Origin of the sequence: Micromonospora sp. M42, assembly GCF_000568915.1 — a bacterium.
GTDB classification, from domain to species: Bacteria; Actinomycetota; Actinomycetes; order Mycobacteriales; family Micromonosporaceae; genus Micromonospora; species Micromonospora chalcea.
Window position 1 is genome coordinate 3699887 of the sequence record NZ_KK037233.1, and the last position, 18744, is coordinate 3718630.

Below are 18744 nucleotides of genomic sequence, written 5' to 3' on the forward strand. Positions count from 1 at the left end.
GGCCCGGCCACCTGCTCGGCGAACCACTCCGGGTTCTTGGTGGACGAGGGCGTGTTCGTGAGGTCCCGGGCCAGGCGGGTCATCTCGGCGGTGGTCCGGGCGGCGTCGAGCGTGCCCGCGAGCGCCTCCGGGTCGTCGACGAGCACCAGCGCCTCGGCCAGGGCCGGGCGTCCGCCGGACTCGGTGAGGCGGAAGCGGTACGAGCCGAGCAGCAGGCCCTCGGCCAGGCCGCGCAGCGCCTCGGTCGCCTCGCCGGGAAGCGCGATGGTGATCTGCGTCTCATCCTTCGCCGCGCGGGCCAGCGCGGCGCCCGCGGTGCGCCAGTCGCGCTCGTCGCCGGACCCGACGCCGAGCAGCCACAGCCGTGCCGGAGCGCCGCCGGGACGCAGGTGCTCGCGTACCTCACCGGCGGCGCCGGTGAGCCGGGTGGCGGGCAGCAGGGCGGCGGCCTCGGCCCGGACGTCGTCGCCGGGCGCGACGGCGGTCGGGACCAGTTCGGCCGGAGAGCCGGACGAGTCCGCGGAGTCGGGCTTCCCGGGACGGACGGGCAGGACGAGAGCGTCGGACCCCGCGGGCCCACTCACCAGACGAATGACCAGCACGCTGGACCGTACCTCCGAAATGGTTTCAACGGGGACGTTTCATCGCTCACCCGCAGAGGAAGGCCCTGAGCCACCGGCGGTGCCGGTGGCTCAGGGTATGACGAACCGCCCGCGCGGCGGACGCCACGCGGACACTCCTCGAATCAGCCCGCTGCCGCCTTCAGCGCGTCACCCAACGCGGTGGCCTCGTCGGGAGTCATCTCGACGACGAGCCGGCCACCACCCTCCAGCGGGACACGCATGACGATGCCCCGGCCCTCCTTGGTGACTTCCAGCGGACCGTCGCCCGTCCGCGGCTTCATCGCCGCCATGTTGTCTCCCCTCAGACCTACACCAGGGTCGGTGAGTTGCCCCACAGCCACTTCGCCAACGCCAACCGCAACCATCACGGGAGGCTCGACCAACGATTTTCCCTGATGAACACCGCCGGACCCAAACCGAAGCAGCATTGATGTAACAGCATCTAGCTTATCTTGGATAGGCCTGTCACAATGTGCGGTCATGCAGGCACGGTCGGCACTCTTCGACCTGTACGGCGACCACCTCCGGGCCCGAGGTGGCCGCGCACCCGTCGCCGCCCTGGTCAAGCTGCTCGCCCCGCTCGGGATCGCCCCACCGGCGGTGCGCACCGCGGTCAGCCGGATGGTCCGCCAGGGCTGGCTGGAACCACTCCGGCTCGCCTCCGGACCCGGGTATTCGATCACCCCGAAGGCGGCACGTCGACTCGACGAGGCGGCGTCGCGGATCTACCGGACCGGACGGCACAGCTGGGACGGACGGTTCGACCTCCTGGTGCTCACCCCGCCCGCGTCCCGCCGCGACCGGCAGCGGCTCGCCGCCAACCTCAGCTTCCTCGGCTACGGCACGCTCGACGACTGCACCTGGGTCGCCACCCGCGCCGGCGAGGACGTCGACCTGCTGCTCGACGAGGCGGGCGTGCGCTACGAGCGGTTCACCGCCGCCCACACCTCCGGCACGCCCGGCGCGATGGGCGTGGTCCGCCGCGCGTGGGACCTGGCCGAGATCGGCCGCGCGTACGAGCGTTTCGTCGCCGAGCAGAAGCCGCTCCTGTCCGGCGTCACGGTGCGCAGCAGCGACGAGGACGCGTACGCGGCCCGGTTCCGGCTCGTGCACGCGTGGCGTACGTTCCTGTTCCGGGACCCGCAGCTGCCACCGGCGCTGCTACCCGAGCGGTGGCCGGGCACCAGCGCGGCCAGCTTCTTCGACCGGCACGCCGCCCGGCTCCGGCCGGCCGCCGACCGGTACGTCGAGCAGTGCCTCGACGCGAGCAACCGCCTGGCACGACAGAAGGGTCGTTAGAAACGTGACCGAGCCGCTGCTCGTCGACCGCACCGACGCCGTCGTCACCCTGACGCTGAACCGCCCGACGGCGATGAACTCGCTCGACGTGGCGCTCAAGGAGGCGCTCCGGGACACCCTGGCCGAGCTGGAGACCGACCGCTCCTGCCGGGCCGTGGTGCTGACCGGCGCGGGCGGCTCGTTCAGCGCCGGGCAGGACCTGCGCGAGCACGTGCAGACGCTGGACTCGGCCGACGCCGACCCGCTGGGCACGGTCCGGGCGCACTACAACCCGATCGCCGCCCGGCTGGCCAACCTGCCCAAGCCGGTGGTCGCCGCGGTGCGCGGCATGGCCGCCGGGGCGGGCGCCTCACTGGCCCTGCTCGCCGACTTCCGCATCGGCGGCCCGAAGACCCGTTTCCTGATGGCCTTCGCCGGGGTGGGGCTGGCCGCCGACACCGGCGCGTCCTGGACGCTGCCCCGGCTGGTCGGCCACGCCAAGGCCGTCGAGCTGCTGATGCTCGCCGAGCCGGTGAGCGCCGACGACGCCTGCCGGCTTGGCCTGCTGAACCGGCTGGTGGACGACGACGAGCAGGTGCTCCCGGCCGCGCAGGAGCTGGCCGCGCGGCTCGCCGCCGGCCCGACCGTCGCGTACGGGGCGATCAAGCGCCAGCTCTCCATCGCCGACGCCGGCACGCTCGCCGACGCGCTGGCCGCCGAGGCGCAGGCGCAGGCGATCTGCGGCGCCACCGCCGACCACCACGCCGCCACCAAGGCGTTCGTCAACAAGCAGAAGCCGGTCTTCGAGGGCCGCTGAACCGGGCCGGGGCGGGCGCCGGGCACCCCTCGCGCGCCCGCTCAGCGGGCCACGTAGCCGCCGTCGATGGGGATCGTGTGCCCGGTGACCCAGGCCGCGTCGTCGGAGGCGAGGAAGAGCACCACGCCCGCCACGTCGTCGGCGGTCGGGATGCCGGGCTTCGGGTTGAACGACTCCATCTGCCGGCGCATCTGTTCCGGGTCCGGCGCGTTCGCGATGAAGTGCTCCACGAGCGGGGTCATCACCACTGTCGGGGCGACCGCGTTGACGCGTACGCCCCGGGCGGCGTACTCGACGGCCGCGGACCGGGTCAGCCCGACGATGCCGGCCTTGGTGAACGTGTACGGCGAGATGTTGTCCTGCGCGGTCAGCCCGGCCGTGGACGAGGTGTTGACGATCGCGCCGCCGCCGGAGCGCAGCATCGCGTCGATGCCGTACCGCAGCACGTAGAACACGCCGTCGCCGTTGATCCGGCGGACCTTCTCCCAGTTCGCCAGGTCCATCTCGTGCAGCGCCTGCTGCTGCCCGTCGATGCCGGCGTTGTTGAAGATCACGTCGAGCCTGCCGTACCGCGCGACCGCCTCGGCGATGCCGCGCTCGACGGAGGTGGCGTCGCCGGTGTCCATGGTCACCGCGAGCGCGTCCGGCAGGCTCGACGCCACCCGTTCGGCGCCCTCGGTGTTGATGTCCGCGATCACCAGCTTGCCGCCCTCGGCGGCGAACCGGCGCGCCGTCGCCTCACCCAGGCCGGACGCTCCGCCGGTCACCAGCACGACCCTGTCCCGGAACCGCATGGCACCCCCTTGACCACGCCGGCCGGCGCCGGCCCTCGTCCCGGACGCTACCGCCCGGGACGGGGGGTCAGTCGTCCTCTTCCGGATCCTGGTTGGCCTCGACGCCGAGCACGAACGCCTGCATGGCCAGCTCGTCGCCGTAGGGCGAGACGAACGCCGGCAGCTCCCGCGGGCCCAGCTCCTGCACGTAGGACCAGAAGATCCGGACCGCCTCGGCCCGCGACGCCGCCTCGATCGGCAGGTCCAGGCTGACCAGCCAGGTGCTGCGGGCCGGCGGCGGGCCGAGCCGGTCGGCCAGCGCCCGCCAGCGGGCCGGGTCGAGCGCGACCACCGGTCCGTCCGGCGCCGGGCCGTCGACCGGAACCGGCTCGTCCAGCGCCCGCCGGGTGTACGCGACCACGAGCGGCCCGGCCGCCAGGTCGGACTGCGGATCGTCCGGGTCCTCCCGGGTCCCGGACGCCGCGAGCGCGACCCGGCCGAGCGCGACCAGCCGCAGCGGCTCGTCGACCAGCACCGCCACCCGGTCGCCGGGGCGCGGGCGGGCCGCTGCGGCCGGCCCGGTCAGCTCCAGCACGTCGTGGTGCACCAGCCGCTCGGCCTCGAAGCGCTCGGCGGGCAGCAGCACCGCCCAGGCGCCGGTAGTGGTCTCACCGTCGGTCGTCCCGCTCGTACGCGGCTCGGTGTCGGTCATGTCCCAATCCCATCACGCCGGAGGTGGCGCGCTCGGTCACACCCCGGCCGGTCACCGCTCACGTGACAGTCGGCCAGGTGGTCGTCGACCATGCCGGTGGCCTGCATCAGCGCGTAGGCGGTGGTGGGGCCGACGAACCGGAAGCCCCGCTTCTTGAGCGCCTTGGCCATCGCGGCGGACTCCGGGCTGGTGGCCGGCACCTCGGCGAAGGACCGGGGGCGCGCCGCCCGGGGCGGCGGCGCGAACGACCAGAGCAGCGCGGAGAGGCCCTCGGGCAGCTCCGACGCGGCCCGGGCGTTGGCGATCGCCGCCTCGATCTTGGCCCGGTTTCGGACGATCCCCGCGTCGGCCATCAGCCGGGCCACGTCGGACTCGCCGTAGCGGGCCACCGACTCGATCCGGAACCCGGCGAAGGCGTCCCGGAACGCCTGCCGCTTGCGCAGGATGGTCAGCCAGGACAGGCCGGACTGGAACGCCTCCAGCGTCAGCCGCTCGTAGAGCGCGTCGTCGCCGCGCAGCGGCCGGCCCCACTCCTCGTCGTGGTAGACGGCGTAGTCGGGGGTGCTCGCTCCCCACGCGCAGCGCGGCAGCCCGTCGGGGCCGTTCACCAGGTCAGTCACGGCGTCCACGATAGGCCGGGCCACCGACAGCCCCGCCGCGCCGACCGCCGGTCAGGGCAGCCGGCCCTGCTCGACCAGCCGGGCGAACTTCTTCAACGCCTGGGTCAGGCTGAACTTCGAGCCGGGCCAGAGCACCGGCCAGGCCACCCGCCCGGCCGGGCCACCCGGCAGGTGGAACCACTCGTGCCAGACCACCTGGGTGCGGTCGCGGTCCATCGGGGTGCAGCGCAGCACGCCGGGGCCGCGCAGCAGCTTGCCGCAGTGCACCACGCCGACCTCGTACGGGGCGTCGACCCGGACCACACGCATCTCGTCCCGGAGCACGGCCGGGCCGAGCGCGGTGACCGCCTCGACCAGGCTGCCCTCGCCGCCGTCACCCTCGACCACCCGGACCCGGGTCAGCGGGATCCAGTCCGACTGGCGTTCCCAGGCGGTGAGCGCGGCGAAGACGCGATCGGCCGGCGCGTCGACGATCACGGTGGCGGTGACCTCGCCGGCGCCGCGCCGGGACGCCTCGGTGAAGTCGTCGGCCGGGCGGCCGGCGCCGGTCACGCGGACTCCGACCGGACCACCGAACCGCGCTCCCGGTCGTCGTCGGCCGAGCCGGCAGCGATCCCGTTCGCCGGGGAGACGGTGTCCTCGGTCGCCGCGGCGGCGGGGGCCTCCGCCACGCCCGGCTCGGCCGGGGTGCCTCCCGGCTGTCCGTCGGCGTCGGTACGGGACGGCTGCTCGGGCGCGGACAGGTCGATCACCACCGGCTCCAGGTCGGACGGGTCGGGCGCCTGCTCGGTCTCGGGCCGGGTCGCGGCGGCCTCCTCGCGCGCCCGGCGCAGCGCGTCGGACGTCCTCGGTGCGGCCGTCGCGCAGGGCCGCGTTCTCCGCCTCCAACACGCTGATCAGCTCGGACTTGTAGCCGATGTCGTACGCCGCGCGGCGCAGCGCGGAGTCGACCTGGGCCATCCGGTAGCCGCGCAGCGCGGTGTCGAAGCGGACGCCTGTCACGTCCGACTCGTCGAGCGGACGGCTGCCCGGCAGGGGCACGGCCCGCCCGTCCGGCTCGGCCGGTGTCAGGCCCGGATCCTTGCCGGAGACCAGCACCGTCACGCCGAACACCACCGCCGCGACTGTCAGCGCGACGACCAAGAGGAGCAGAACCTCACCCATGCACAGATCGTGGCATGCGGGCCGGGATCGGGCGAGCCCTCCGGGACGTCCGGTCGGTAAATGCGTCCGACGCACGGGACCGGCAGGGGTGGCGCGCACGGGACCGGATAGCGTCGGACCGGCCGGCGAGCGCGGGCGACGAGGAGGCGGGCATGACCGGGGCGTTGCGGCTGGGCGGACGGACGTTCGGCCCCGGTGAGCTGGTGGTGATGGCGATCGTCAACCGCACGCCCGACTCGTTCTTCGACCGGGGCGCCACGTTCGCCCAGGACAGCGCGCTGCGCGCGGTGGAGCGCGCGGTCGACGAGGGCGCTGAGATCATCGACATCGGCGGGGTGAAGGCCGGCCCGGGCGACGAGGTGGACGTGGCCGAGGAGATCCGGCGGACGGTGGACACCATCGCCGCGGTCCGGTCCGCCTTCCCCGAGGTGGTCGTCTCCATCGACACCTGGCGGGCCGAGGTGGCGGTGGAGGCGGTGGCGGCCGGCGCGGACCTGCTCAACGACACCTGGTCGGGGGCGGATCCGGCGCTGGCCCGGGTCGCCGCGGCGACCGGCGCCGGGCTGGTCTGCTCGCACGCCGGCGGGCTCGCGCCGCGTACCCGGCCGCACCGGGCCCACTTCGACGACGTGGTGGCCGACGTGCTCACCACGGTGACCGGGCTGGCCGAACGCGCGGCCGGGCTGGGCGTACGCCGGGACGGCATCCTGATCGACCCGGCGCACGACTTCGGCAAGAACACCCGGCACTCGCTGGAGATCACCCGGCGGCTGGCGGAGCTGACCGACACCGGCTGGCCGCTGCTGGTGGCCCTGTCGAACAAGGACTTCATCGGCGAGACGCTCGACCTGCCGGTGCCCGAGCGGTTGGAGGGGACGCTCGCCGCCACCGCGGTCTCGGCCTGGCTCGGCGCCCGGGTGTTCCGCGCCCACCAGGTCCGCGAGACCCGCCGGGTGCTGGACATGGTGGCCTCGATCCGGGGCGACCGGCCGCCGGCGGCGACCCGGCGCGGGCTGGCCTAGGAGGTCAGGTGACGCGCGGCGCCTGACGGGTCAGGTCCAGCGCAGGACGCCGCGCCGCCAGGCGTAGAGGATGCCGAGCGCGACGATCGCCACGAAGACGCCCATCTCGACCACGGTGGTGGCGCCGAAGCCGGGCCGGTCGAACACCAGCGCCCAGGGGAACAGGAAGACCGCCTCGACCGCGAAGAGCACGTACAGGTAGGCGTAGACGTAGTAGCGGATCTGCATCTGGGCCCAGTCGCCGCCGACCGGGTCGATGCCGCACTCGTACGTGGCCCGTTTGCCCCACGGCTCGGCCGGGCGGCTCGGACGTAACACCCGGTTCGCGGAGAACGCCGTCACGAAGAAGAGCACGGCGGCGAGCAGCAGCAGACCGAGCGTGGCGTACGAGCCGAGATATCCGGTCACGAGCGGAGCGTACCGGTCCCGTCCAGATGTCCCGGACACGTTACGAATTCGTTTCCTGGCAGGACTAGTGCCTGATGGCAAGCGTCACCGAATAATGGGACACCTTGACCCGCCCCGGAGGACAGATGGCCCGCCTGCGCGTTCGACCCGTTCGGCGGGCCGCGCTCCGTCGTACCCTCGCACTGCTGGTGCCCGCGTTGGTCGCGGCGGCGGTGGCGGTGGTGCCGGCCGGAGCCACGGCCGCCGCCGGAGGTCCGGCCGGCCTGGCCCGGGTGATCGAACCCGCCGATCCGGCCGGCGAGCCGACCGAACCGGTCCCCACCGCGGACCCGGGAACCAGCTCGCCCGCACCGCCGCCCACCGAGGCGCCGCCACCCCCGAGCACGCCTCCGCCGCCGGTCACCACCGCGCCGGCCCCGCCGGTCAGCAGCCCGCCCGTCGAACCGGCGCCGACCAGCGCGGCCCCGAACACCACCAGCGCGCCGCCGCCGGTCGTGCCGCCGGTCCAGCCCCCGCCGCCGCCCTCGGCCCAGCCGCCCGGCGGGCCGCTCGGGGTACGGGTGAACACCGAGGACGTGGTGCTCACGCCCGACTACTGGAACGCCGACAGCACGGTGGCCACGCTGCGGGTGACGGTGACGAACACCGGCGGCCGGGCGGAGCGGATCACGCTCGCCTACACGCTGCCGCCCGGGCTGACCGACGCGGGCACGCCGGGCTGCCAGCCGACCGGCGGCGCCAACCACAGCTGCGTCGGGTGGGACGCCGAGCCGGGCGCCCGGTTCAGCGCGACCATCCGGGTACGGGTCGACGGCGACGCCTGGCGGACCATGCCGCTGACCGGTTCCGTGCAGGTCACCGCCGTCGCGCCGGGGGTCAGCGGAGCGGCGTACGACGACGAGGGCTTCCCGGTGCTCTTCCCGCCCGGGCCGCCGGTGCCCGGGATCTCGCTGCGCGCCGACGAGGTGCTGTTCGACATCAGTGGCGCGCCCAGCACGCTCACCGTAAGGCTCGGCAACACCGGCGCTGTCGACGCCGCGGGCCGTGTCGAGGTGCTCCTGCCGGCCGGTGTCACGGTCGGCGACACCGGGAGCGGCTGTGCCGCGGTGACGCCCGACCGGACCCGGTGCGAGCTGGGCGTCCTGCCGGCCGGCCGGACCGCGACCCTGCGGCTGACGCTCGCCGCCTCGGCCGAGGCGCAGCGCCGTGCCCCGCTGGCCGGCGCGGTGATCGGCCGGCTGGACCCGCGCAGCGGGCGGGACCGGCAGGTGCAGATGAGCTTTCGGATCAGCGCCGCCGCGGCGGACGCCACCCCGCCGGTGGGCGTGCCGGGTCCGACCGCCTCGCAGGGCGTGCTCGCCGCCGGTGGCGGGCCGGCCGACGACGACGCCTCGACCCGGCGGACCGCGATCGCGCTGATCGCCGTGTCCGGCCTCCTGGTCGTGCTCGCGCTGACGCTGGCGACCCGCTCGCTGCGCCGCCGCAGTGACATCACGGTGCCGGAGCGGCCGGCAACCGACCGGTGATCATGAATACGTGGTGATCTGGGTTACGGACCCAGGTACTAAACGCTGCAAAGCGGGGCATACAGCGGCCCGAACCAGTCCCATACGTCGGACCTCGACCAAGGTGGCCCTAACGTGGCGACGTAGGCTCTGACGTGAGAATCGGAGCGGGCCGGGCCGGCAGGGGCGACGGCGCTCAGCGAAGCGAGGTGCGGGTGTGACCAAGCAGATCCGTCAACTGGACCGGGTGGTCATCCGGTTCGCCGGGGACTCCGGCGACGGCATGCAGCTCACCGGCGACCGGTTCACGTCGGAGACGGCGCAGCTGGGCAACGACATCTCCACGTTGCCCAACTTCCCGGCCGAGATCCGCGCCCCCGCCGGCACCCTTCCCGGCGTCTCCAGCTTCCAGGTGCACTTCGCCGACTACGACATCCTGACCCCGGGTGACGCGCCGAACGTGCTGGTGGCGATGAACCCGGCCGCGCTCAAGGCCAACCTGGCCGACCTGCCGCGCGGGGCGGACATCATCGTCAACACCGACGAGTTCACCCGGCGCAACCTGGCGAAGGTCGGCTACGCGACCAGCCCGCTGGACGACGACTCGCTCGACGGGTACGCGGTGCACCCGGTGGCGCTCACCTCGATGACGATCGGCGCGCTGGCCGAGCACGACGTCTCCAAGAAGGACGCCGAGCGCGCCAAGAACATGTTCGCGCTCGGGCTGCTGAGCTGGATGTACTCCCGCCCGTACGAGTCCACGCTGCGCTTCCTGGAGCGCAAGTTCGCGGCCCGCCCCGAGCTGGTGGCGGCGAACGTGGCCGCGTTCCGGGCCGGCTGGAACTTCGGCGAGACCACCGAGGACTTCTCCGTCCGGTACGAGGTCAAGCCGGCCAAGATGCTGCCCGGCACCTACCGGAACATCACCGGCAACGCGGCGCTGTCGCTGGGCCTGGTGGCCGCCGGGGTGCGCTCCGGGCTGCCGGTGTTCCTCGGCGCGTACCCGATCACGCCGGCCTCGGACATCCTGCACGAGCTGAGCAAGCACAAGAAGTTCGGCGTGGTCACCATGCAGGCCGAGGACGAGATCGCCGCGGTCGGTGCGGCGCTCGGCGCGTCGTACGGCGGCTCGCTCGGCGTCACCACGACGAGCGGTCCCGGTGTGGCGCTGAAGAGCGAGACGATCTCCCTCGCGGTGGCGCTGGAACTGCCGCTGGTCATCGTCGACGTGCAGCGGGCCGGACCGTCCACCGGCATGCCGACCAAGACCGAGCAGGCCGACCTGAACATGGCCCTGTACGGCCGGCACGGCGAGGCCCCGGTCGCGGTAATCGCGCCGAAGTCGCCGTCGGACTGCTTCCACGCGGCGCTGGAGGCGGCCCGGATCGCGCTGACCTACCGCACGCCGGTGATCCTGCTGTCGGACAACTACGTCGCCAACGGCTCCGAGCCGTGGCTGCTGCCGGACGTGGAGTCGCTGCCCGACCTGCGGGTCGAGTTCGCCACGAAGCCCAACGGCGAGGACGGCACCACCTTCCTGCCGTACCTGCGGGACCCGCAGACGCTGGCCCGCCCGTGGGCGGTGCCCGGCACGGCCGGTCTGGAGCACCGGATCGGCGGCTTGGAGAAGGCCGACAAGACCGGCGACATCTCGTACGACCCGGACAACCACGACTTCATGGTGCGGACCCGCGCGGCCCGGATCGAGACCATCCCGGTGCCGGCCGTCGAGGTGGAGGACCCGGACGGCGACGCCCGGGTGCTGGTGCTGGGCTGGGGCTCCACGTACGGCCCGATCGGCGCGGCCTGCCGTGGCCTGCGCCAGCGCGGGCACTCGGTGGCCCAGGCGCACCTGCGGCACCTGGCCCCGATGCCGGCCAACCTCGGCGAGGTGCTGGCCCGGTACGACAAGGTGGTCGTGCCGGAGATGAACCTCGGCCAGCTCGCCCACGTGATCCGGGCGAAGTACCTGGTCGACGCGATCGGCTACAACCAGGTCCGCGGTCTGCCGTTCACCGCCGCCGAGCTGGAGACGATGCTGGAAGAGGTCCTGAAGAATGTCTGAGCCCGTCGCCCTCAAGCTCACCGCCAAGGACTTCAAGTCCGACCAGGAGGTGCGCTGGTGCCCCGGCTGCGGCGACTACGCCATCCTGGCGGCCGTGCAGGGCTTCATGCCGGAGCTGAACATCCCCCGGGAGAACATCGTCTTCGTCTCGGGCATCGGCTGCTCGTCGCGCTTCCCGTACTACATGAACACGTACGGGATGCACTCGATCCACGGGCGTGCCCCGGCGATCGCCACCGGCCTGTCGGTGTCCCGGCCGGACCTGTCGGTCTGGGTGGTCACCGGTGACGGCGACGCGCTCTCCATCGGCGGCAACCACCTGATCCACGCGCTGCGCCGCAACGTCAACCTGAAGATCCTGCTGTTCAACAACCGGATCTACGGGTTGACCAAGGGCCAGTACTCGCCGACCTCCGAGGTCGGCAAGATCACCAAGTCGACGCCGGTCGGTTCGGCGGACGCGCCGTTCAACCCGCTGTCGCTGGCGCTCGGCGCCGAGGCCACGTTCGTGGCCCGGACGATCGACTCGGACCGCAAGCACCTCCAGTCGGTGCTGCGGGCCGCCGCCCAGCACGAGGGCTCCGCGTTCGTGGAGATCTACCAGAACTGCAACATCTTCAACGACGGCGCGTTCGACACGCTGAAGGAGCCGGCCACCCGGGACGACTTCCTGATCCGGCTGGAGCACGGGCAGCCGATCACGTTCGGCAAGGACGGGCAGTTCTGCGTCGTCCACCCGCCGGGCGGCTTCGGCCTGGAGGTCCGGGAGACCGCGAACACGCCGGCCGAGGAGATCGTGGTGCACGACGCGGGCGTGGCCGACCCGGCGTACGCGTTCGCGCTGTCCCGGCTGCCCGGCCTGGATCTGAGCAACACCCCGATCGGCGTGTTCCGGTCGGTGGGCCGCCCCTCCTACGACAGCGTGGTGCAGGAGCAGGTCGCGGCCGCCAAGGCGAGCGTGGACAAGACCCCGGAGCAGCAGCTCGCCGCGCTGCTCGGCAGCGGCGACACCTGGACGATCCTCTGATCCGCCGCTGACGCGTCACGCGAGAGGGCGGGCCGTTCCCCGTGGAGCGGCCCGCCCTCTCGCGTGTGACGCAGCCCGGTCAGGCGGCCGCCGAGGCGGGCACCCACAGGTCGTCGACGGCCCGCTCGGCCGCGGCGAGGCTCTGCTCGAACAGCGGGACCAGCTCGGCCATCGCCGGGTTGACCGGGGCCAGGGTCAGCTCGGCGCAGATGAACCGCGGCTCCAGGCCGGTCAGGGACAGGCCGTGCGGCAGCCACGGCTCGGCGTGGTCCCAGCCCTCGCGCGGGGTGCCCGGGCCGTACCCGCCGCCGCGGCTGACCAGGACGACGAACTGGCGGTCGCCGAGCAGCCCGGCGTTCGTCACCGGGTCGTAGGCGATGCCGGGGGCGATCAGGTGGTCGACCCAGGACTTCACGCTGCTGGGCGCGCCGTAGTTGTAGAGCGGGAGCCCGAGCAGGACCGTGTCGGCCTGCTTCACCTCGGCCACGACCTCCTCGGTCAGCCGCCAGGACGCCGCCTGATCGGGGGTGTGCTGATCCGGCGGCACCATGCGCGCGAGGCCGCTCGCGGTGTTCAGGTGCGGCAGCGGGTTCTGTCCCAGGTCCCGGTAGGTGACGGTGCCGTCCGGGTGGGCGGCGCGCCAGGCGGCGGCGGCGCGGGCGGTGAGCCGCCGGCTGATCGACCGCTCCCCGGTGATGCTGGAGTCGATGTGCAGTAGGTGTGCCATTGGTGATTCCTCCTCCGACGATCGTTCGTGTAGAACCAACTATTTATAGCAGGTCGATGTTCCTCGGAGCGCGTAAACTGGGTCACATGTCCGCCGCACCGGTCGAGGAGTCCGAGCGCCGCTCCGGGCCCCTGCTCGACCACCTGGCCCGGCGGATGCGGCTGCGCTCGGAGTCGGTGCTGGCCCCGCTGGGCCTGCGCCCCCGCCACCTGGTGGCGCTCACCGTGCTGCGCGACTCCGGCGGCATCAGCCAGCAGGCGCTCGCCGGCACGCTCCAGCTCGACAGCACGAACGTGGTCGGGCTGCTCAACGACCTGGAGGCGGACGGCCTGGCCGAGCGCCGCCGCTCCCCGGAGGACCGCCGCCGGCACGAGGTACGCCTCACCGAGGCGGGCACGAAGCGACTGCGCGAGGCCGAGTGCGCGCTCGCCGGAGCCGAGGAGGAAGTTCTCGGCGCGCTGGCGCCCGGCGAGCGGGACCTGCTCTACGACCTGCTGCGACGGGCCACCCAGGGCCGGTCGTCGACCTGCGGCGAAGTGATGGCGGAGGGCGGCCCGGGCGCCTGCTGACCGCCGGCGCTCAGCGGGGCCGGGTCAGAGCGCCGTGGTGGCCTGCGGCCGGTCGTCGCGGACGTGGACCAGCATGTCGCCGGTCTCGATCACCGCGCCGGCACGGTCGTTGAGCGTGACCACCTTGCCCCGGCGGACCAGCGCGATGACCAGCGACTCCAGCTCACGCGGAGAACGGCCCACCTCGTCGCGCTCGGCCGACCGCATCGCCAGCGCCATGCCCTGCCCCGGGGTGAGCAGGTCCTCCACCACGTCGATCAGGGGCGGGGCCGAGGTGGACAGGCCGAGCAGCCGCCCGGCCGTGGCCGACGAGACGATCACGTGGTGCGCGCCGCTCTGCTTGAGCAGCGGCGCGTTCTCCGCCTCGCGTACCGCCGCGATGATCCGCACCTGACCGGCGGTGAGCTGCCGGACCGTGAGCGCCACCAGCACCGAGGCGTCGTCGCTGTCGGTCGCGATGATGACCGACTTCGCGGTACGCACGTGCGCCTGCTCCAGCACCGACGAGCGGGTCGCCGAGCCCTCGATCGTCACCAGGCCGTTCGAGGTGGCCTGCCGAAGCGCCGGGCCACTGCGCTCGACCACCACGATCTTGGACTTGTCCGTGCCGTTCTCCAGCAGGGCGGAGACCGCGCTGCGGCCCTTGGTGCCGTAGCCGCAGATGATGACGTGGTCCTTCACGGTTCTCCTCCACCGCGACAGGCGACGCCCGGTGCGGTACTGCTCGGTCAGGACTTCCAGGGTGGTGCCGACCAGGATGATCAGGAAGAGCACCCGGGCGGGGGTGACGAACAGGACGTTCGCCAGTCGAGCCGACGAGCTGACCGGCGTGATGTCGCCGTACCCGGTGGTGGAGAGCGAGACCACCACATAGTAGAAGCAGTCGAGCAGGCTCAGGCCGCTGTCGTCGACGTCGCGGTAGCCGTCGCGGTCGAGCCACACCACGAACACCGTGGCGAAGACCAGGCCGAGAGCGGCGAGCAGGCGCAGGCTCAGCGCGCTCAGCGGCCCTCGCCGCTGCGCGGGAAAATGGATCACCGTCGGTCCTGCTCCGCCACCTGCACGCCCACAAGATAACGGGTACGCGGGGACGCGGCCCGCCGGGTGACGATCGGAACCCGTCGGGGCCGCTGCCGGAGGCGTGGAGAGGGCATGATGGGTAAGTCCGGGGCGCCCGACCGCGAGGAGGCCGGCATGTCGTTGCTGCGACGGGTGATCGGCGGGGTGCTCCGGCGCATCCGCCTGCGCCAGGGCCGCACGCTGCGCGAGGTGGCCCAGGCCGCCGGCGTCTCCCTGCCCTACCTCTCCGAGGTCGAGCGCGGACGCAAGGAGGCCTCCTCCGAGGTGCTCGCCGCGATCTGCCGGGCGCTCGGGATCCACCTCGCCGACCTGCTCGAAGAAGCCCGTGACGAGCTGCGCCGCGAGCGGCCGACGCCGGTCGTCCCCGGAGTCTCGGCGGCCCGGTTCGACCGGGTGCCGGTCGCCCGCACCGGGCCACAGCTGCGGGTCGGCCCGCCCCGGCTGTCCGTCACGCGCCGTCCGGCCGTGTCGTCCCGGCCACCCGTGTCCCGCCGGCCCGCCGTCTCGCTCCGGCCGCACGTCGCCCGTCGGCCGGTCACCGCCACGCCGCTGCTCGGCGGCACGCTGCGGCCCCTGGGCCCCGGGCCGGCGCCGCTCGGCGCGCCCCTCGGCGCCGCCACGCCGATCGGGTTCGGTGGCGGCATCCGGATCTGGCCGGCTCCCTCCGCCCCGACCGCCCGCCCCCGTCCGCGTACCTCCGTCACGCTGGCCCGGCGGCGGGCCCGCGCGGGCCGGCGGCGGCCGGTCGCCGCGTAGCTTCTGCCGAGGGCGGATCTGCCCCGGGCAGAAAGCCTGGGCCGCGACCGTGCGCCCGGCGGACGCTGGAGACCGCCGGGTTCCCGGGCGGTCCACCGTCCACCGGCGGTACGGAGGTGCGCGGTGATGGGTGGCATCTGGATGCTCGACGATCGGCAGGCGGTGTTCGACGACCGGGTCTTCGAGCGGTTGCTGAAGGAACGGATCATCTTCCTCGGCACCGAGGTCACCGAGGCGTCGGCGAATCAGATCTGCGCGCAGATCCTGCTCCTCGCGGCCGAGGACGCGGAGCGCGACATCTTCCTCTACATCAACTCGCCCGGCGGCTCGGTGAGCGCCGGCATGGCCATCTACGACACCATGCGGTACGTCAAGAACGACGTCGCGACGCTGGCGCTCGGGATCGCCGGCTCGATGGGGCAGTTCCTGCTCTGCGCCGGGACGGCCGGCAAGCGGTTCGCGCTGCCGCACACCCGGATCCTGATGCACCAGCCCTCCGGCGGGATGGGCGGCACGGCCTCCGACATCACCATCCAGGCCGAGAACATGCTGCACGTGAAGCGGACCATGCAGGAGCTCATCGCCCGGCACAGCGGGCGCACGCTGGAGGAGATCCAGCGCGACTGGGACCGCGACCGCTGGTTCACCGCCGAGGAGGCCCGCGAGTACGGCCTGATCGACCAGGTGCTCTCCCGCGTCGACCAGCTCGCCGGGTGAGCCGGGCGGCCCGGCCGGATCACCGGCCGGGCCGCCGCTGACGTCACGGGTAGCTGATCACCGTGCTGGTGCCGTACGAGCCGACGACCGGCATCCCGACGTCGTTTATCGTGCGCTCGATCCCGCCGCTGCCGTCGAGGAACACGGTGATCGCGTCGTGGAACCGCACCCCGGCCCGGCGCGGCGCCTCGATCCCCCTGTCACAGCGGATGTCCACGCCCTGGTTGAAGTACGAGTAGACGCCCAGTCCCCACGCCTCGTGCGTGCGGACGTGATCGGCCACCTTGTACGAGGCCCAGCCGTTGCCGGTCGGGCTGCGCCAGGCCGCCTGGCTGGGCGGGTCGTAGGGCAGCTCGCTCTGGTAGAACACGGTCCGGCCGCGCTCGCCGTTCCAGATCGTCTGCCAGCGCTGGTAGTGCTCGACGAAGAGCCCGTACGCGGTCACGTCGTCACCGTTGACGATCACGCCGGTGGCGGCGGTGTTCACGGTCCAGCCGATCGTGCCGGCCCGGCCGTGGTCGCCGCGCCAGGCCCAGATGTTGTCGATCAGCGTGTGCCGGCTGTGCACCACGAGGCTGGTCACCGCCCGCCCGGCGTACGGGCCGCCGATGCGGAAGAAGACGTCCTGCAGCGAGATCGGGTTCGTGGCGTGCGACCGGTGGCAGTGCCGCGTACCGACCTCGACCAGCACCGGCGACTCGACCGGCCCGGCGTCCACCAGCACCCCGGCGATGCGGACCCCGTCCACGTCCTCGATCCGCAGCGCCGCGTCCCCGCGGTCCGGCACCAGGCTCGGCATGCCGAGGCCGAGCACGACGGTGTTCGGACGGCGTACCCGCAGGGCCCGGTCCAGGTGGTAGACGCCGGGGGTGAGCAGCAGGTGCCGGCCCCGGGCCAGTTCCGCGTTGATCCGCTTCGCCGAGTCGGTGGGCCGGGCCAGGAAAAACGCGGACAGCGGCAGCGACGGCACCGGCGCGCCGCCGGTGGCCCAGGTGGTGCCGGCGGTGTTCCGGCGCAGACGCGGTACGGCGACCCGCCAGGCGCCCCGGGCGTCGACAAACAGGTACGGCTTCTCCCGGGTCACCGGGCTGGTCGGCAGCGTCGTGTACGGCGGGTCGGGGAAGCCCTGGGCGGGCGCGCCGATCACGCCGGAGAAGACCTGGTTCCACACGCCGTTGGTCCACTCGCCGCCGAGTTCGCTGTCCCGGGTGAGCCACTGCTGCTGGGAGCCGTTGATGGTGATGCCGTCCACCTTGGAGTCGGCGATGTAGCCGCCGCTGGAGTAGCCGCCGTTGCCGGGTTCCAGCCACAGCACACCCTTGACGTGCACCCGGCGCATCGGCGACGCCTGGGAGACGGCCCATTGGTTCGACCAGTCGGTCGGGGTGACCGCGAGGTTCTCCGCCGAGCGCCAGAAGTTGGTCAGCGCGGAGATGCCGGCGGGCGAGTTCGGGTCCGGCTGCCCGACCACCCGGACCGCGCCGTGGATCTCCACGTCGTCCGGGTGGGCGCCGAGACCAGCGACAGTCGTGTAGTAGCCGAGCCTGGCGTCCACCTCGTAGCGGCCGGGCTTGAACAGCACGGCGTACCTGTCGAAGCCCATCTCGTTGCGTTCCTGGGCGGTGAAGAGCCGGTCCAGCGTGGACTGGATCTCCTCCACCGGCGTGCCGGGGTCGTACACGAAGACGTTGGGGCCGAAGTCGGGCTCGCGTGCCGGGCGCGCGGCCGGGGACGCGGCGGCGGCGCCGGCCGGGAGGCCGAGGGCGGTGAGCGAGGCCGCGGAGGCGGTGAGCGTGAGGAAACGGCGGCGGGAGGGGTCGGGTGATCGCATCTGCCTGCCTGTTCGGTGGATGGGACGGGAGAGCGCTCTCTCGGCTGTTCCTACCTCATCACCGTCGATACCGCCAGAGCCCCGCCGGTTCCGGAACCGGCGGGCTCTGCGTCGCACGTCGGTCAGGCGCGCCCGGCGCGCTGCTTCACCAGGTCGTCGACGAGCCGCTCCACGTAGTCGGCGGTGTCCTCCCACCGGGTGACCGCGTGGCAGCGGATGTCCATGGCCTTGACCGGGTAGTCGTTGCCGCCCACGTCCAGCCGGTCCCCCACGAAGAGCACGTTGTCGATGGTCAGGTCCAGGTGCTCCAGCAGCTTCCGCATGCCGTACGCCTTGTCCACACCCTTGCGGGTGACGTCGATCGAGGTCGAGCCGCCGCCACGGACCTCCAGGTCGGGCAGCTTCGCCGCGACCGCGTCCCGCAGCCGCCGCTTCTTGTCGCCGTCCGGGTCCCAGCCGTACTTCTCCGCCGGCGGCGCGGACTGACCCAGCGCGGAGAACGTGATCTGACTGCCCCGGTCCTCGATGATGTCGCCCCAGGTCTTCGCCTCCCACAGACCCAGCGCCTGCGCCGACTCGGTCAGCGCGGCAACGACACGTGCCTTGTCGGACTCGCTCAGATCCTCGGCGTAGACCTGCCGCCAGTCCCCGTCGGACCAGCGGTAGTACCGGGTACCGCAGGTGGGCATCAGGTGCAGCCGCTCGCGCTGCTGCTCGGTGAGGTCGAGGTGGGCCAGCACCTGCGACTGGAACTGCTCGAACCGACCACCGGAGATGATGAGTACGTCCACCTCGGTGAGCAGGTGGCCGAGCAGCTCCGCCATCCGACGATCGATCTGGGACTTGGAAATCGCCAGGGTGTCGTCCAGGTCGAACGCCACCACTCGAAGATCGTTCACGAATACCTCATGTCGTCGCGGACAGGCCAGAACTAGCAGGGTACCGACGCACCCTGACACCGACCTGGAGGGCCCGGACCGGAGGGCTCACCAGACCACGCGGCCCTCATGACGGAGCGTAACAGCGGCTCCGCAGCGGGTTCGGGCCTTC

21 protein-coding genes and 1 pseudogene are annotated in these 18744 nt (G+C 73.0%); 9 read left to right on the top strand and 13 right to left on the bottom strand.

Going from position 1 to position 18744, the window contains the following annotated elements; genetic code table 11:
* Nucleotides 1–602 (bottom strand): M17 family peptidase N-terminal domain-containing protein (locus MCBG_RS16810; RefSeq protein ID WP_369799311.1); only part of this gene is annotated, 602 nt, incomplete at its 3' end.
* Between the two features lie 143 nt (nt 603–745).
* Nucleotides 746–913 carry a DUF3117 domain-containing protein gene (locus MCBG_RS31835; RefSeq protein WP_013283866.1) on the bottom strand — a complete coding sequence of 56 codons (168 nt, stop codon included), beginning with the start codon at nt 911–913 and terminating at the stop codon, nt 746–748.
* A 190-nt stretch (nt 914–1103) separates the two neighbouring features.
* On the opposite strand from MCBG_RS31835, the gene MCBG_RS16815 reads away from it, so the two are divergent.
* Nucleotides 1104–1922: a PaaX family transcriptional regulator gene (locus tag MCBG_RS16815; protein WP_043326925.1), complete on the top strand. Its 819-nt coding sequence runs from the start codon at nt 1104–1106 to the stop codon at nt 1920–1922.
* 4 nt (nt 1923–1926) lie between these two features.
* Nucleotides 1927–2718 carry an enoyl-CoA hydratase/isomerase family protein gene (locus MCBG_RS16820; RefSeq protein ID WP_043326927.1) on the top strand — a complete coding sequence of 264 codons (792 nt, stop codon included), beginning with the start codon at nt 1927–1929 and terminating at the stop codon, nt 2716–2718.
* Between the two features lie 41 nt (nt 2719–2759).
* On the opposite strand, the gene MCBG_RS16825 is transcribed toward MCBG_RS16820, so the two are convergent.
* The 6 genes and pseudogenes from MCBG_RS16825 to MCBG_RS34150 all read right to left on the bottom strand — a co-directional run.
* A complete protein-coding gene (locus MCBG_RS16825; RefSeq protein ID WP_043326929.1) occupies nt 2760–3512 on the bottom strand; it encodes an SDR family NAD(P)-dependent oxidoreductase in 753 nt (250 codons plus the stop codon).
* Nucleotides 3513–3579: 67 nt separating this feature from the next.
* Nucleotides 3580–4203, bottom strand: coding sequence for a hypothetical protein (locus MCBG_RS16830; protein WP_043326931.1), 624 nt, complete (start codon nt 4201–4203; stop codon nt 3580–3582).
* Nucleotides 4200–4823 (bottom strand): DNA-3-methyladenine glycosylase I, encoded by a 624-nt coding sequence (locus tag MCBG_RS16835; protein ID WP_051611548.1) that lies wholly within the window; start codon nt 4821–4823, stop codon nt 4200–4202. Before MCBG_RS16835 ends, MCBG_RS16830 begins: the two co-directional genes overlap by 4 nt.
* Before the next feature lie 51 nt (nt 4824–4874).
* Nucleotides 4875–5375, bottom strand: a complete 501-nt coding sequence (locus MCBG_RS16840) for an SRPBCC family protein (protein WP_043326933.1) — start codon at nt 5373–5375, stop codon at nt 4875–4877.
* Nucleotides 5372–5575, bottom strand: coding sequence for a hypothetical protein (locus tag MCBG_RS34145; protein WP_223201477.1), 204 nt, complete (start codon nt 5573–5575; stop codon nt 5372–5374). The genes MCBG_RS16840 and MCBG_RS34145 overlap by 4 nt, the downstream gene beginning before the upstream one ends.
* A gap of 205 nt (nt 5576–5780) precedes the next feature.
* Nucleotides 5781–5987: pseudogene (locus MCBG_RS34150) on the bottom strand (cell division protein DivIVA); the annotation flags it as partial.
* A 152-nt stretch (nt 5988–6139) separates the two neighbouring features.
* On the opposite strand from MCBG_RS34150, the gene folP reads away from it, so the two are divergent.
* Complete coding sequence (gene folP, locus MCBG_RS16850) at nt 6140–7009, top strand: dihydropteroate synthase (protein WP_043326936.1); 870 nt, start codon at nt 6140–6142, stop codon at nt 7007–7009.
* A gap of 30 nt (nt 7010–7039) precedes the next feature.
* Here folP and MCBG_RS16855 read toward each other — a convergent pair whose 3' ends face one another.
* Nucleotides 7040–7417: an NADH-quinone oxidoreductase subunit A gene (locus MCBG_RS16855; protein WP_030501070.1), complete on the bottom strand. Its 378-nt coding sequence runs from the start codon at nt 7415–7417 to the stop codon at nt 7040–7042.
* 188 nt (nt 7418–7605) lie between these two features.
* Here MCBG_RS16855 and MCBG_RS16860 point away from each other — a divergent pair, with 188 nt between their 5' ends.
* The 3 genes from MCBG_RS16860 (at nt 7606) to MCBG_RS16870 (ending at nt 12014) form a co-directional block, all read left to right on the top strand.
* A complete protein-coding gene (locus MCBG_RS16860) occupies nt 7606–8943 on the top strand; it encodes a hypothetical protein (RefSeq protein WP_223201250.1) in 1338 nt (445 codons plus the stop codon).
* A 196-nt stretch (nt 8944–9139) separates the two neighbouring features.
* Complete coding sequence (locus MCBG_RS16865) at nt 9140–10987, top strand: 2-oxoacid:acceptor oxidoreductase subunit alpha (protein WP_043326939.1); 1848 nt, start codon at nt 9140–9142, stop codon at nt 10985–10987.
* Nucleotides 10980–12014: a 2-oxoacid:ferredoxin oxidoreductase subunit beta gene (locus tag MCBG_RS16870; protein ID WP_043326944.1), complete on the top strand. Its 1035-nt coding sequence runs from the start codon at nt 10980–10982 to the stop codon at nt 12012–12014. Before MCBG_RS16865 ends, MCBG_RS16870 begins: the two co-directional genes overlap by 8 nt.
* Before the next feature lie 79 nt (nt 12015–12093).
* On the opposite strand, the gene MCBG_RS16875 is transcribed toward MCBG_RS16870, so the two are convergent.
* Nucleotides 12094–12741 carry an FMN-dependent NADH-azoreductase gene (locus tag MCBG_RS16875; RefSeq protein ID WP_043326946.1) on the bottom strand — a complete coding sequence of 216 codons (648 nt, stop codon included), beginning with the start codon at nt 12739–12741 and terminating at the stop codon, nt 12094–12096.
* Between the two features lie 86 nt (nt 12742–12827).
* Between MCBG_RS16875 and MCBG_RS16880 the strand changes: the two genes are divergently transcribed.
* Nucleotides 12828–13310: a MarR family winged helix-turn-helix transcriptional regulator gene (locus MCBG_RS16880; protein WP_174536704.1), complete on the top strand. Its 483-nt coding sequence runs from the start codon at nt 12828–12830 to the stop codon at nt 13308–13310.
* A gap of 24 nt (nt 13311–13334) precedes the next feature.
* Here MCBG_RS16880 and MCBG_RS16885 read toward each other — a convergent pair whose 3' ends face one another.
* Complete coding sequence (locus tag MCBG_RS16885; protein ID WP_043326951.1) at nt 13335–14348, bottom strand: potassium channel family protein; 1014 nt, start codon at nt 14346–14348, stop codon at nt 13335–13337.
* Nucleotides 14349–14504: 156 nt separating this feature from the next.
* Between MCBG_RS16885 and MCBG_RS16890 the strand changes: the two genes are divergently transcribed.
* Together MCBG_RS16890 and MCBG_RS16895 are read left to right on the top strand one after the other, a co-directional pair.
* Nucleotides 14505–15146, top strand: coding sequence for a helix-turn-helix domain-containing protein (locus MCBG_RS16890; protein ID WP_043330676.1), 642 nt, complete (start codon nt 14505–14507; stop codon nt 15144–15146).
* A 126-nt stretch (nt 15147–15272) separates the two neighbouring features.
* On the top strand, nt 15273–15863 hold the full coding sequence (locus MCBG_RS16895) for a ClpP family protease (RefSeq protein WP_043326952.1): 591 nt from the start codon (nt 15273–15275) through the stop codon (nt 15861–15863).
* A 43-nt stretch (nt 15864–15906) separates the two neighbouring features.
* Here MCBG_RS16895 and MCBG_RS16900 read toward each other — a convergent pair whose 3' ends face one another.
* Nucleotides 15907–17694: an adenylyl cyclase gene (locus tag MCBG_RS16900; RefSeq protein ID WP_043326954.1), complete on the bottom strand. Its 1788-nt coding sequence runs from the start codon at nt 17692–17694 to the stop codon at nt 15907–15909.
* Nucleotides 17695–17816: 122 nt separating this feature from the next.
* Complete coding sequence (locus tag MCBG_RS16905; protein WP_043326956.1) at nt 17817–18593, bottom strand: HAD-IIB family hydrolase; 777 nt, start codon at nt 18591–18593, stop codon at nt 17817–17819.
* Between the last annotated feature and the right edge of the window lie 151 nt (nt 18594–18744).

Coding starts and splice junctions, on each gene's coding strand:
- MCBG_RS16825 (WP_043326929.1), bottom strand. CDS start 3,512: ATGCGGTTCCGGGACAGGGTCGTGCTGGTGACCGGCGGAGCGTCCGGC.
- folP (WP_043326936.1), top strand. CDS start 6,140: ATGACCGGGGCGTTGCGGCTGGGCGGACGGACGTTCGGCCCCGGTGAG.
- MCBG_RS16875 (WP_043326946.1), bottom strand. CDS start 12,741: ATGGCACACCTACTGCACATCGACTCCAGCATCACCGGGGAGCGGTCG.
- MCBG_RS31835 (WP_013283866.1), bottom strand. CDS start 913: ATGGCGGCGATGAAGCCGCGGACGGGCGACGGTCCGCTGGAAGTCACC.
- MCBG_RS16880 (WP_174536704.1), top strand. CDS start 12,828: ATGTCCGCCGCACCGGTCGAGGAGTCCGAGCGCCGCTCCGGGCCCCTG.
- MCBG_RS16815 (WP_043326925.1), top strand. CDS start 1,104: ATGCAGGCACGGTCGGCACTCTTCGACCTGTACGGCGACCACCTCCGG.
- MCBG_RS16870 (WP_043326944.1), top strand. CDS start 10,980: ATGTCTGAGCCCGTCGCCCTCAAGCTCACCGCCAAGGACTTCAAGTCC.
- MCBG_RS16895 (WP_043326952.1), top strand. CDS start 15,273: ATGGGTGGCATCTGGATGCTCGACGATCGGCAGGCGGTGTTCGACGAC.
- MCBG_RS16900 (WP_043326954.1), bottom strand. CDS start 17,694: ATGCGATCACCCGACCCCTCCCGCCGCCGTTTCCTCACGCTCACCGCC.
- MCBG_RS16890 (WP_043330676.1), top strand. CDS start 14,505: ATGTCGTTGCTGCGACGGGTGATCGGCGGGGTGCTCCGGCGCATCCGC.
- MCBG_RS16830 (WP_043326931.1), bottom strand. CDS start 4,203: ATGACCGACACCGAGCCGCGTACGAGCGGGACGACCGACGGTGAGACC.